At 61.4% G+C, this 12,827-nt stretch carries 12 protein-coding genes; 8 read left to right on the top strand and 4 right to left on the bottom strand.

Annotated features, from left to right (window positions below; genetic code table 11):
- The first annotated feature begins 170 nt into the window (after positions 1-170).
- The 3 genes from P9273_RS19370 to P9273_RS19360 all read left to right on the top strand — a co-directional run bounded on the left by P9273_RS19370 (position 171) and on the right by P9273_RS19360 (position 3,709).
- Complete coding sequence (locus tag P9273_RS19370; protein ID WP_278050340.1) at positions 171-1,073, top strand: branched-chain amino acid ABC transporter permease; 903 nt, start codon at positions 171-173, stop codon at positions 1,071-1,073.
- Positions 1,074-1,200: 127 nt separating this feature from the next.
- A complete protein-coding gene (locus P9273_RS19365) occupies positions 1,201-2,316 on the top strand; it encodes a branched-chain amino acid ABC transporter substrate-binding protein (RefSeq protein WP_278050339.1) in 1,116 nt (371 codons plus the stop codon).
- Between the two features lie 193 nt (positions 2,317-2,509).
- Positions 2,510-3,709 (top strand): MFS transporter, encoded by a 1,200-nt coding sequence (locus P9273_RS19360; RefSeq protein ID WP_336619396.1) that lies wholly within the window; start codon positions 2,510-2,512, stop codon positions 3,707-3,709.
- A 28-nt stretch (positions 3,710-3,737) separates the two neighbouring features.
- Here P9273_RS19360 and P9273_RS32390 read toward each other — a convergent pair whose 3' ends face one another.
- A complete protein-coding gene (locus P9273_RS32390) occupies positions 3,738-3,977 on the bottom strand; it encodes a DUF1127 domain-containing protein (protein WP_442920244.1) in 240 nt (79 codons plus the stop codon).
- Positions 3,978-4,230: 253 nt separating this feature from the next.
- Here P9273_RS32390 and P9273_RS19355 point away from each other — a divergent pair, with 253 nt between their 5' ends.
- A complete protein-coding gene (locus P9273_RS19355) occupies positions 4,231-5,193 on the top strand; it encodes a LysR substrate-binding domain-containing protein (protein WP_278050338.1) in 963 nt (320 codons plus the stop codon).
- A gap of 61 nt (positions 5,194-5,254) precedes the next feature.
- On the opposite strand, the gene P9273_RS19350 is transcribed toward P9273_RS19355, so the two are convergent.
- Entirely contained in the window at positions 5,255-6,673 is a 1,419-nt protein-coding gene (locus P9273_RS19350) for an aminotransferase-like domain-containing protein (protein ID WP_278050337.1), read from the bottom strand.
- Positions 6,674-6,720: 47 nt separating this feature from the next.
- The gene (locus tag P9273_RS19345; RefSeq protein ID WP_278050336.1) at positions 6,721-7,236 is read right to left on the bottom strand and encodes a GNAT family N-acetyltransferase; all 516 of its coding nucleotides are present in this window, start codon (positions 7,234-7,236) and stop codon (positions 6,721-6,723) included.
- 256 nt (positions 7,237-7,492) lie between these two features.
- Between P9273_RS19345 and P9273_RS19340 the strand changes: the two genes are divergently transcribed.
- The 4 genes from P9273_RS19340 (at position 7,493) to P9273_RS19325 (ending at position 10,244) form a co-directional block, all read left to right on the top strand.
- The gene (locus P9273_RS19340; RefSeq protein WP_278050335.1) at positions 7,493-7,669 is read left to right on the top strand and encodes an EamA family transporter; all 177 of its coding nucleotides are present in this window, start codon (positions 7,493-7,495) and stop codon (positions 7,667-7,669) included.
- A 215-nt stretch (positions 7,670-7,884) separates the two neighbouring features.
- Complete coding sequence (locus P9273_RS19335) at positions 7,885-8,829, top strand: DMT family transporter (RefSeq protein ID WP_278050334.1); 945 nt, start codon at positions 7,885-7,887, stop codon at positions 8,827-8,829.
- A gap of 346 nt (positions 8,830-9,175) precedes the next feature.
- Positions 9,176-9,391, top strand: coding sequence for a nitronate monooxygenase (locus P9273_RS19330; RefSeq protein ID WP_336619397.1), 216 nt, complete (start codon positions 9,176-9,178; stop codon positions 9,389-9,391).
- Positions 9,392-9,626: 235 nt separating this feature from the next.
- Positions 9,627-10,244: an NAD(P)H-dependent flavin oxidoreductase gene (locus tag P9273_RS19325; RefSeq protein WP_278050333.1), complete on the top strand. Its 618-nt coding sequence runs from the start codon at positions 9,627-9,629 to the stop codon at positions 10,242-10,244.
- Positions 10,245-10,933: 689 nt separating this feature from the next.
- Here the strand turns inward: P9273_RS19325 and P9273_RS19320 are convergent.
- Positions 10,934-12,496: a hypothetical protein gene (locus P9273_RS19320; RefSeq protein ID WP_278050332.1), complete on the bottom strand. Its 1,563-nt coding sequence runs from the start codon at positions 12,494-12,496 to the stop codon at positions 10,934-10,936.
- Between the last annotated feature and the right edge of the window lie 331 nt (positions 12,497-12,827).

Here is a 12,827-nt window from a genome sequence, read left to right as displayed (position 1 = left end):
AGCGAACTATCTTCAGCCGCTCATTAGCAGCGCTCATGCCGAAAACGCGCCGGTCACAGCGCGCGTGAGCGATCCTCACTCGGGCGCGAAAACAACTCGCTTGAGACGCCCATCCGCACGCCTTCTGTTGCGCCGATGAAGAGGGCTCCAATCACCAGCAAGAGGCCTAGATGGAATATTTCGCCCAGCAAGTTTTCAACGGCCTGACCTTGGGCGCCATCTACGCGCTGATCGCCCTTGGCTACACGATGGTCTACGGGATCATCGGCATGATCAATTTTGCCCATGGCGACATCTTCATGCTTGGCGCCTTCGCCGCGATGATGGTGTTCCTGATCCTGGTGGCGATTTTCCATTCCTTGCCCGCGGCGGTCGCCTTGCTGGTCATGGCGATCGTCGCGATGGTCCTGACCAGTCTCTGGAGCTGGATGATCGAGCGGATCGCTTACCGGCCGTTGAGAGGCTCCTTTCGGCTGGCGCCTCTGATAACGGCCATCGGGATCTCGATCGCGCTTTCGAACTTCGTGCAGGTGGTCCAGGGGCCGCGCAACAAGCCGATCGCGCCGATGATCTCCCAGACCTTTGACGTCTTCGGCGTTGTCGTTGCGCTGAAGCAGATTGTGATCATCGGCGTGACCGCGGTGCTGCTTGCGGTCTTCTGGTATCTCGTCAACAAGACACCGCTCGGGCGCGCCCAACGTGCCTGCGAGCAGGACCCGAAGATGGCGGCGATGGTCGGCATCGACGTCAATCGCACTATTTCGGTAACGTTCATCATGGGCGCCGCGCTGGCCGCGGTGGCCGGCACGATGTTTGTCATGTACTACGGCGTGATCTCGTTCTCGAGCGGCTTCATCCCAGGCGTCAAGGCATTCACCGCGGCAGTTCTGGGCGGCATCGGTTCGATTCAGGGCGCTGTTCTCGGCGGGCTGCTTATCGGCCTGATCGAGGCACTTTGGTCGGCCTATTTCTCCGTCGACTACAAGGATGTGGCGGCATTCTCGATCCTTGTCGTGGTGCTGATCTTTCTTCCTTCAGGCCTTCTGGGCAGGGCCGAAGTCGAGAAAGTCTGAACACTCGCAAATCCCCACAGCGATCCCGCTAGCCGGGTCATCGTCGGACACAACGAATTCCCGTGGCGAGGGGTGAGGGCTGCGGGGGAAGCCAGCATTCTCACCATTTAACCAATGGAGCACAGGCATGAGAAAACGACTTGTCCCAGTCCTGGCCGCAGCAACACTTGCGGCTTTCGCAGCCAGCGCGCATGCCGACATACTGCTTGGTGTCGGCGCGCCGATAACCGGTCCGAATGCCGCGTTCGGCGCGCAGATCCTGCGTGGCGCCCAGCAGGCGGTGGACGACATCAATGCGGCGGGCGGCGTCAATGGCGAAAAGTTCAAGATCGTTGTCGGCGATGACGTCTCTGATCCCAAGCAAGGCATTTCCGTTGCCAACAAGTTCATCGCAGACGGGGTAAAGTTCGTTGTCGGACACTATAATTCGGGTGTGTCCATACCGGTCTCCGAGGTTCTGGCGGAGAACGGCGTCCTGGAAATCACCCCCGCCTCGACCAACCCTCGCTACACCGAACGAGGCCTGTGGAACACATTCCGCATGTGCGGCCGCGACGATCAGCAAGGTGTGGTCGCGGGGGCCTATCTGACCAAGACTTTTCCGGGCGCCAAGATAGCGATCGTTCACGACAAGACGCCCTACGGCCAGGGCCTCGCGGACGAAACGAAGAAGGCGCTGAATGGAGCTGGCGTGCATGAGGTAATGTATGAGGGTATCAATCCGGGAGACGTCGACTTCTCGGTCCTCATCGCCAAGATGAAAGATGCCGGGATCTCTGTCGTCTACTATGGCGGCCTGCACACCGAAGCCGGTCTGATCCTTCGCCAGCTTGTCGATCAGGGACTCAAGGCCACGGTCATGTCAGACGACGGCACCGTCTCCACTGAAATCTCGTCGATCGCGGGAGACGCCATTGACGGCTTCACCTTCACCTTCCCGCCGGACCCCCGCAATCGTCCCGCCGCCAAGGCAGTCGTTGAAACATTCCGCAAGGCAGGCTTCGAGCCCGAGGCCTATACGCTCTATTCCTATGCCTCGGTCCAGGTGATCGCCGAGGCGGCCAAGGCCGCCAACAGTCTCGATCCGACGGCGGTTGCCGAGGAGATCAAGAAGCACGGCAAATTCAACACCGTGCTTGGCGATCGCAGCTTCAACGAAAAAGGCGACACCACAAACCCCGACTATGTCGTCTATCGCTGGAAAAAGGGGGAGGATGGCAAATACAATTACAACCAGCTCTGATGGCGGCAACGCCTCGGCTTGTGACCGCGGCGTGAACAACCTTCCACTGAGGTGAGCCATTCTCGCACGCCTGAACCTCCTCGGCTGGCTATCATCCGCTAGCCGACATTCTTCCTGGGGATCACCGGTGAGCCGTTCTGTCGCCCATTCGAGCGAAGTGCCACGGCCGAGCTTGGCACCGTCATCGTTGCGGATGATCATCGTAGCCGCAGCCGTGCTCTCGATCTGCATGGGGCTGCGACAGAGCTTCGGCCTTTTCCTTCAACCCATGCGCGCCGACATCGGCGTTTCGGCAAGCGCGTTCGGCTTCGCGCTTGCCGTGCAAAACCTGGTGTGGGGCCTGGCTCAGCCTATCGTCGGGATGGCCGGCGACCGTTACGGTCCGCGGCCGGTGCTGATCGGTTGCGCTGCCACTTACGCACTTGGCCTTGTGCTGATGAGTTGGGGCGGGCCGATATTGGGGCTCAATCTCGAAGCCGGAGTGCTGGTTGGCGTTGGGATCGCAGGATGTGGCTTCGGCGTCGTCCTCGGCGCCGTATCGCGCAGCGTTCCGCCGGAAAGACGCGTTCAGGCGGTCGGCATCGTTTCGGCCGCCGGTTCGATGGCGACCCTGGTGATAGCTCCTCTGGGCCAATCCATCATCGAGAGGGCCGGTTGGCAGGCAGCGGCACTTGTCTTCGCCGCGCTCGCGCTCGCTATCGGCGCCATCTCGATTTTCATCGGCGGCCGGACGGCGCTTCTGGAGGACGCCGCGCGACGGCCCTTCTCCACGAAGGCCTCTATCAGCAGGGCAATGCGTCACCCCGGCTTCCTGGCTATGACGCTCGCTTTCTTCGCCTGCGGATTCCAGCTTCAGTTCATCACGGTCCATTTGCCCACTTATCTCGGGATTTGCGGCATATCCAGCGACGTCAGCGCGCTTGCGCTCGGGGTTATTGGGATCGCGAATGCGATCGGCTCATACGTTGCAGGAAGACTGGGGGCCCGCCATAGCCCGAAACAGCTTCTGGCTCTTATCTATCTCCTGCGCACCCTTGCCATCATCGGCTTTGTGGCAGCGCCAGTGACGGCATTTTCGACCCTAGCCTTCGCCGCTGTGATGGGCTTCCTTTGGCTGGGAGTGGTTCCCCTCGTTTCCGGCCTCGTCTCGAAACTGTTCGGCCTGCAATATTTCAATACGCTGTTTGGAATTGCCTTTCTCAGCCATCAGCTCGGCGGCTTTGCGGGAGCGTGGCTGGGCGGTTTGTCCTACGACCTTACGAACTCATACATGACCGCCTGGGCTTCCATGGTCGTGGTGGGCCTTGCGGCCTTCCTGCTGCAATGGTCGATGGACGATCGCGACCGTTCGCCCGCAGATCCTGCCAACGATCTCGTCGGGCGCGCCGCTTAGACAATTAAGCCTTAGGGGGACCGCAACCTTAAAGGTCAATACCCCGGCGCCGTGCGATTTCGCGAAGCGACTCGGCGGGGTCCATGGAAAGCGGGAGTTTCAGCACCAGCCGCACGTCGTGGCTCGACAGTCCGATATCGTTCAATTCGTGGTCGCTCAATTCCAAGAGCGCGGAGACCCTCCTCCTGCTCGCCAAGATCCTGCAGAGTCTTATCGGCCAGCATAACGGAGAGCGTTGACCAAGGGCGGCGATGTCGCAGCGGGGCATCGTCACGGCAATCTCCTCGACATGATTTTCGCCCGGGAAGATCAGGCCGGGGGTAAGAGCCCGCAAACGAATCTTGCTTGCCGCCGATGAAACTGGCTCACGCGCGAACAGCTGGCAGGCTGGAAAATTGTATCAGATACAATATCAATATTGACTTAGAGACGCCGCCGGTGTGACTACTCGGGGTGCAGCCGGCTCCTGGGCATGCCGGCATCTGGGGACGAGGAAGATCATGGGTTTCAGGCTTCCCCCGATGAACACGCTGCGCCTTTTCGAGGCCGCGGCGAGGCTCGGCAGTTTTAAACAGGCCGCCGAAGAGGTCCATGTCACCCCAAGCGCGGTAAGTCACGGCCTGCGGACGCTCGAACATTGGTTGGGGGCGGAGCTTTTTCTGCGGGACGCCCGGGGCCTCACTCTCACTCCCGCGGGGGAGACCTATGCGTCGGAAGTCCACCATGCGCTGAAAATCCTGGCGAGCGCGACGGAGGGATTCCCCGGCCGCCGGAAGGCGACTGGCGCGCTGTCGGTCAGCGTGGCGCCGACATTCGCAAATCGCTGGCTGCTGCCAAGACTGCCAAAGTTCACGGAACGCTACCCGGACATAAGCATCACGATTGACACGGCGCGAAGGCATGTGGATTTCCTCACTGATGGGTTCGATCTCGCCATCCGGATGGCCACGTCGTCGCGCTCGAGCGAATCGTGGACGGAACTGGTCGCCGAAACATTCGTGCCAGTCTGCTCCCCCGAATTGTTGCGCAAGCATGGGCCCAACGACGAGATCCGTCTGATCGAGCGGGTTCCGACGATTCATGTCACCGCCGCCTCCGAAGACTGGGCAGCGTGGTTCCGTGCCAAGGACATGACTGCTGTTACCGGGTCGCGGCGGATCAACGTCGATACCATCCAGCTGGCCGCGGAAGCGGCTATTCAGGGGCTCGGCATCGCGATGGGGCGCAAGCCCTTGATGAACGGCTACATTGACGCTGGCGACCTTATCGAGATAGCTGGACCGCCTGTTCCGGTCGCGACGAGATACTGGCTGGTGGGAAGCCACAAATCGTTTGACCGGCCCGAAATCAAATCGTTCCGAAACTGGATCCTGCAGGAGCTCAAGTCACGCTCCTCACCACAGGCGCCATCGCATTCGCACGATGCAAGGATTTCGATGAGCGGCTTGCCGAATTTGGGGCTGGTTGCGCATGGTCAGGAATAGCCCCGCGACCCACTCCACCGTTGGTCCAAGCGCAATTCCGGGCAGAAAACGTTCGGATTCTCTATACGACAGCAGCGGAGGAGCCCGACATCTCGTCCTTCAGCGCGTGCAACACTATCCCTAGCGCTCGTTGAAGTGCGGAACGATCCGTAACACTGCCAAGGCATATCCTCAGTCCGCTTATGCTGTGGTCCACCATGGGCGCATCGGGGGGCGTAATCTGCACGCCCGCGCGAAGGGCGCGGCCATAGGCACGTTCCGCCCGCAGCGACTCCAGCGGCATCCACACATGCAACGTCTGGTCAGCGCCCGGCTTAGAAACCGCGTCCCCCAATATGCGCAAGGCCATGGCGGTGCGCGCCTGCATTTCCTGGAGCACGTTACCGACAAGGGCATCGACAGTGCCATCCTCCACCCACTGAGCGAATATGAGGGCGTTCTGAGCAGGTGGCGCGTAGCCTGTCGCAACGATGTTATCCAATATCCGCTCGCGCCATGAGGTGTCGGGCGGCAGCAGAAAAGCCAGCCTGAGGCCAGGCGAAATGCTTTTGGAGACGGACGCGACATAGAATGTGCGCTCCGGCGCAAGATCGGCCAACGCGGGCGGCATGCGAGAAGAACCGCGCGCAATGGCGCGATATGCGTCGTCCTCGATTATGAGAACATCGTAGCGGCGTGCGATCGCCACAACCTCCCGCCGCCGTGCTGCGGACATGGTGGCGGCCGTCGGGTTTTGCAGAGTTGGCACGGTATAGAGAACCTTGCTTCCCGTCGAGGCGATCGCCCTTTCCAGTGCTTCAGGAAGCAGGCCCTGCGGGTCCAGGGCGATGCCGCGGAGCTTCAGATTCGCGGCCCTGGCTATCAGCTTGAGGCCGTGGAAAGTCACGGCCTCGCAAAGGACGGTGTCGCCGCTTCTGCAAAGCGTCTGCAGAAGCAACGAAAGTCCGTGCTGACCGCCATTGGTCTGGATGAGATTGCCGGCGGAAGCGACCTCGAGCTCATGCCGGTCGCGAATCCACCGGGATGCCGCAGAGCGCACGCTGTCGAGGCCTTCCGGGGCAGTGTATCGGCTGGTCGCAGTAAAGTCCTGGCGGCGCCAGAGCCTCCCCATGGCCTCCGCCAGGTAGCGTGATGTCAGCCCCACCGGCGGGAAGTTGTATGCTAGGTCGACAGGCCCGGCCGCGGCGCGATCTTGCGCCTCGATCGGAGCGGTGACGAACGATCCCCGACCGACCTGAGAGGACAGAAGGCCGCGTCGCTCGGCTTCGCCATAGGCCTTGGTCACAGTCCCGGTGCCGATGGACAGCGCGTGCGCCAGATCACGATGCGCCGGCAGGCGCGCACCTGGCGCCAGCCGGCTCTCATGAATGTCACGCTCGATCGCGTCTGCGATGCGTTCGTAGAGCGGCGCCGGCCCTTCCTCGATGTTTGGCTTCCAGGACTCCATCGCATCACCCGGGATCACAGCGCGATCCAACATACGCCAATCCTCCCATCGGAGTCCTATCGCGAAAGCAGAGGCGTTGATCAAGCCTCCGTCGGCGCAACCCAGGAGAATTCGATCAGGGCCTGATCGCCAGCGGTCGGGCGGAAGCCGGCTGCCAAGGCCAATCGAAGCATGATCCTGTTATCAGACATGACGTGGCCAACGAGTCGTCGCAGTCCAGCGGCCCTCGTCCACCTCATGACGTGTCGCAGCAATGCAGATCCGATCCCCCGTCGCTTCAAATCCGAGCGGACGACCAAGGCAATCTCCGCCGTGGCCGGATCAAGATACTCGACGTTGAGGATGGCGAGGATCTCCCCCGACATATTGGCGGCAGCAAATGCGAGGCTACACCGGCCCGCCACGCGAGCAGGCAAGAGGCAAGCCCCGGATAAACGTGGCCCACCAAATCGCCACCGGACATCGTGGCTGCAAAGGCGGCTGAAGAAGGCGTCGCAGGCTTCGGTTTCCGTACTTCGCAGCTTTCGGATTGTGTAGGATTCGCCGATCTCCAAAGCCACGAGAACAGCGTTCAGTGGTTCAGAGTTCTCGGCCATCGTGACAATATCCGCAAGCTGCTCGCCGCATCGCGTGCGCCTTTCTGCTATTCGGCGCATCGGTCGGAAACGACAAGTGAAAGCTGTTCACCTTCTCCGACAGCTTATCATTGGCCTGCTAGGCGCCTCTGCGTAGGTAATGCGCACAACCCAGCGGCGATGCGCGGCGTCCCACGGGGTGTACTGGCTATGCGCGCGGGAGATCGATGATGGCCGCGCCAGGCACAAGTTTCCCCGGTAAGATGGAGGTGAGCAAATGGCCCTTCGTGACAAGGTACTCGGAGTCCTGATCGCTGCCGTCTGGGGCTTCAATTTCATTATCATCCGAATAGGGCTGCAGAGTTTTCCACCACTTCTGCTCGCGGCGCTCCGTTTCAGCGTGGCGGCGACCGCGATCGTCATCGTCTCCCGACCCCCGCTGCCCTGGCGCTAGCTTGTCCTGGTCGGGATGATCTGGTTCACAGGGCAGTTCGCGTTCCTCTTCGTCGGGATGCAGGTCGGGATGCCGGCGGGTCTGGCCTCGGTGCTCATGCAGACGCAGGTTATCCTCACCGTGCTTCTGGCGGGATTGCTCGGCGAGCGCATCCTGCCCTGGCAGATCGCGGTATCTCCGTAGCGTTCAGCGGACTCGGGGTCATTGGCTGGACCGTGACCGACGCTGCTCACGACATAACGATCGCCGGTCTGGCTTGCATCGCCGCCGGCGCTACGAGTTGGACCTTCGGCAACATCCTCGTGCGTCGTTCGGGCAAGGTCGATATGCTCGCCTTGGTGACATGGCTGTGCCTGGTGCCGCCCCTGCCCTTGCTGTTCCTTTCTGTGCTCTATGAGGGCCAGGACGCGATCCTGCCCGCGTTGCGACATCCGGCCTGGCAAGGGATCGGGGCGGTTTTCTTCCTTGGTTTTGTTGCCACGACCGCATGTTTTGCCGGCTGGGGTCAATTGATCAAGCAATACGGCGCCGCAGCAACGGCGCCTTTTGCGTTGCTTGTACCTGTCTTTGGTGCTCTCTCCGCGTGGATCTTCCTGGGAGAGACCTTCAACCTAACCCGCCTGACCGGGATGGCGCTCATCGTCATCGGCGTGGCCGCCGTCATTCTCTCGCCTAGGCACTCAATCGCGTCGGCCAACCAATCCACACGGCCCCTCGATCATCTTCCCAGTCATGATGGCGGCGACAGCAGCGAACATACGCTGACAGAGTGGGCTGAACTTTCTTCCTCGGCCCAGAAAGAGACTCGTTTGCTGACGGGTCGCGGTACTGCCATGGTTGTAGGCGGAGGGCCGAGATCGCGTTTGCGATCGTGCCGGGCGAAGGATCGTTGCCCGACCGGCGGGACCGATCCAAACGCCGCGAGATCTTGCCGATGGTCTACTTCAAGGGAGTGCAGGACAACCACCACGAGGGCTCGCTTCGGCTTGCTCGCTGATGCACTGGCTTCGCTCGACCGCAGTGCTGGCGAGTTCGTTGGTGCGGAACGCCCTGCGACGCAAGGCTCAGGTGGAGTTGAGCAAACTCAGCGACTTCACGCTGCTGAGATTGGGGGTTCAGCGCAACGCAATCCCGACCGCGGCCGACAAGTATGCGCGTAGCGTTTGTCCCAGACCGAAGGGCGGAACGGCGTCCCGGACCGGCTGCGCGCAAGGGCAATAAGGTCACCTGATCGCCGCGGAGCCTTGAGCGCATTTTCTGAACCGCGAAAACGGGGGCAGGAGAGCGTGTTGAATATTGCTCCCAGTCCCTGAAAATCACTCCTTTGCGAGGGGTTACGCGGCCTGACATCCTCATTCAGTAGCGAAGCGCGAAGGAGACTCCGGTTGCCAGATTTTCGCAAAAAAACTGCGCATATCTGGGCCGGCCCGTCCGAGGTCTTGGTGGGCAAGATGGCCCGTGACGAGATGAAGTCGGGTGCTTGGTAATCTGAAGAGAAAGACCGTAATGGTTTCTTGTTTGCGCTCGCGAGAATTCTGCGAGCAACACGGCCTCGAGATCCCCTTGCTTCTGGCACCGATGGCCGGTGTTCCGGCTCCCCGATTGTCAGCAGCGGTGGCACAAGCTGGTGGGCTTGGCGCTTTGGGAGCGTTGCTCATGCAGCCCGGCGAGATCGGATCTTGGGTGAGCACCTTCCGATCCATGACCGACGGACCGTTTTAGCTCAATCTCTGGGTTCCCGATCCCGCGCCGGCGCGCGACGCGAGAAGGAGGAAGAGGTTCGCGAGTTCCTGGCTCAGTGGGGACCAGATGTGCCAGCGGCGGCAGGCGATGCGGTACCACCCGATTTCGAGGCACAATGCGACGCCCTCATTGTGGCGAGGCCGCCGATCGTGTCATCAGTTATGGGACTCTTTCCGCGCGTGTACGTGGAGAGGCTCAGGCAGAATGGGATCTCTTGTTCGCTGTCGTGTCAACATTGAGCGAAGCTCTGGAGGCAGAGGCAGCCGGCGCCGACGCCATTGTCGTCCAGGGTATGGAAGCAGGAGGACACAGGGCGGCGTTCAACCCGGAGAAAGCGGAGCGGGAGCTGGTTGGCCTTTTTGCGTTGTTGCCAATTGTTGTTGACGCGGTCCACGTTCCGGTGATTGCGACAGGCGGCGTTGCCGACGCACGCGGAATTGTGGCGGCTCTGGCGCTCGGAGCCAGCGCGGTGCAGATCGGAACGGGATATCTGCGCTGCCCGGAAGCAGAAATCCATCCGGCTTGGGCGGATGCCATCGGGCAGTCGGCGCCGGAAGGAACCCTCGTCAGCCGTGTTTTCAGCGGAAGGCCGGGTCGCAGCATCGCAACGCGCTATGTCATCGCGGCGACCGGTCCCGATGCCCCGCCTCCCGCACCATATCCCGTACAAAGGGGCCTGACCGCGCCGATGCGCAGTGAAGCAAACAGGGATACTTCGGTTGACCGGCTCCAGGCGTGGGCTGGCCAAGGAGGCCGATTGTCCCGCTCTGATCCCGCCGGGGAGTTCACGCGTCGGCTCTGGGCCGAAGCGCAAGCAATGCTTGCAGCATGAACCTGCCGAGCCGGTCATCTTGGCGCAGCGTCAAAGCCTGACCACCACTGGTTAGATCATGGCGGCGGAGATCAGCATCTCCATATGCTGGAAGGTCTTCTGGCCGTGGGCGCTAAAAACATCAGCTCCCCGATCGGATCGGCTCTCAGGCGCGGGCCTTCGGCTGAAAGAAGCGATGGAAACTCCAGTTCCTGCGCCACCGACGTAACGGCGTTGCCAAAGCCGATGTCGACCCGCACAGGAATTGCGGGGTCTCCCAATGTCTGTCCATCCAGTTGCACAGCGGTCCGATGCTGCCATGCTTGATCCGGTAATATTCCGCCAACGTCTGGAAGCGATCGCGCTCCTTAGGCTTCCAGGCCGAGTTCGCTCGCCATGGCCTCGATCAGCTTCTCTCATGAAGGGAGTCTCACGCTCATCGAAACACCAGCTCCGACAAAAAGCACCGTATTGCGCTCTCGGATAGCTTTTGCGAGTGGTACGATCGGGTCCTCATACATTGCCGAAACCGAGTTGGCTCCCGCGGGCGGTACATGGCGCACGACTCCCGAACCCGGAGGTGGATGGAGTGTTCCCCCACTCAGCCGTGAGAGATCAGAGGACCGCCAGATACTCCGATCAGGCTCGCCAGATGCCTCAGAGCTGACATCCAGCAGGCCAGGTGGAGAGCGGCTTGGCTTCGGTCCCTCTCAGCATCGACGAATCGCCAGGGCGAGATCGGTGGCGAACGGCGGCACCTCCAGCTTCAACCAGCCGTCGGATTGCGCCTGCCATTCCGCCGTTTGCCTGCCGGCCCCAGTAGCCCAGCCGACTATGCGGTAGCTACCGGGAGCCATCCAGGGCAGGTCGATTGTGACGGGCTCGGGTTGCGCGTCGGCCCGCAGCATGCCGTTGGGCCCGATCGTTGCGCGCCGCACCAGCCAGGCCACTGCCTGGGCATCGTCGCCGCAGGCCACCGCCGCGACATCGGGCCGCGAAACTCGGGCCCGGCCGCCGAGATGGACACGCCGGAACCGGCGCCAGTCGATCAGGGGCAGGAAACCGGCCATCGAGCGCTGCGCCCGCCGCATGCCGGGTGTGAGCACATGCGGCTTGCGGTTTGGCCAGCGCATGCCGCCGCCGGCACCACCGGCAGCCAGGTGCGCCCATTGCATATGGCGGAAATATTCGTCATCGAAGGGCTCGGGCAGTGTGATCTTCTTGTCCTTGAAGGAATGGATTGGGCCATGTTCGGTGTCGAGGAAAGGGCGTCCGTCGCGGATTTCGGCCAAGGCTTCGCCGACCATCCGCCCCATGCCAAGAGCCGGGGCCACCGTGTCGCGGGGATCGTCGATCGTGCCCTCCTCGTAGATGTGGAGGGAGGCAAAATCGAGATCTGGATGTCGGAAGATTGGGTCGCGTAGCGGCATGTGCGCCCGCCAGCGAAGCTCCGGTCCGAAGAGCGAAACCGTTTTCGGGTGGGAGCGGCCGTAGAGCGAAACTTCCAACCGGCGAACGAAATCACTGAGATCGTGGATGAAGTCGCCGAAATCGTCGGCCCTGCCCTCAGCCTGCTCGGGATGGATCTCGTTCCAGAGGTCCCAAGCAAAGAGTGCGCCGCTGCCTCCCCATCTGCGTACCGCGAATTCCAGCCGTGCCTTGATGGCGCGTCGCGTGGCTCTGCAGACCAGGAACCGGGAGGGGTGATCCAGCACACCTCCTTTGCCTTGATTATAGGGGTGATGACGCCAGTGCCGCCACTGCCAGAACGTATCGAACGGGGTGAGCAATATCCTCAAACCGTGTTTCTCGCAGAGACGAAAAAGGTCGTCCCACAGCCGCACCATGGCCGGAACGAAGCGACCCAACGGCCGCTCGAAATAGCGGTGACGTACCTGAGCATATTCCAGCATCAGCCTGAGGCAGGTGACGCCGCTTTCCTTAAGCCAGCAAAGATGTGCCTCCACCCCGGCTATGTTCCTGCGCCGGAACAGCCCGTTGAGTTCGGGCCAGCTTATCGCATCATTCTGCCCGATCGGGATCCATGGATCGCCGTCCTCGGTAGCGAAATATGAGCCGGCCGTCGTGACCCACTGCAGCGCCACGGCCCGGGCGGGCGGTGTCCGCTCCGCGTCACCGCTCGTCCTGACCGTTAATCCGGTATTGTCCAAAGTGGTTTTCCAATATTTTCCCCAAGGCACTCCAAACCATTTCAAGGGAAAAATGTTCACCGTCCTCCGGGACCACAGCATCGCAGCCCGCTCAGTCGTCACCGCTGGGTTGATGGAAGCTTCAAGAAATGGCCAGTTGATCTCAACGCCATGGTATCAGGCGTAACACTGCCGTTCCCGAGAAGACAGATGCGGTCGTCGAGGGGCTGTATCAGCTTCGTCAATCAAGTTTCGCGAACTGCCTCGTAGTCTATCGGCAAATGGCGATAATGGTGGGCCCGGAGCGTCGCCGATTGATTTAGACACCAGCCAAAGCCTTAATAATCCACGCGGCATTCACCCAACTTAGTGGCTGATCGAACGTCCCGTTAGCGATTGCGTTGATTAAACCGCTGCTCGCTCCAGACTAGCTTTATAGCAGCATCAACGTCGG

Source organism: Mesorhizobium sp. WSM4935 (assembly GCF_029625735.1).
Taxonomy (GTDB): domain Bacteria; phylum Pseudomonadota; class Alphaproteobacteria; order Rhizobiales; family Rhizobiaceae; genus Mesorhizobium.
Note: the sequence above shows the minus strand (reverse complement) of the source record. Positions and strands in the feature narration are given on the sequence as shown.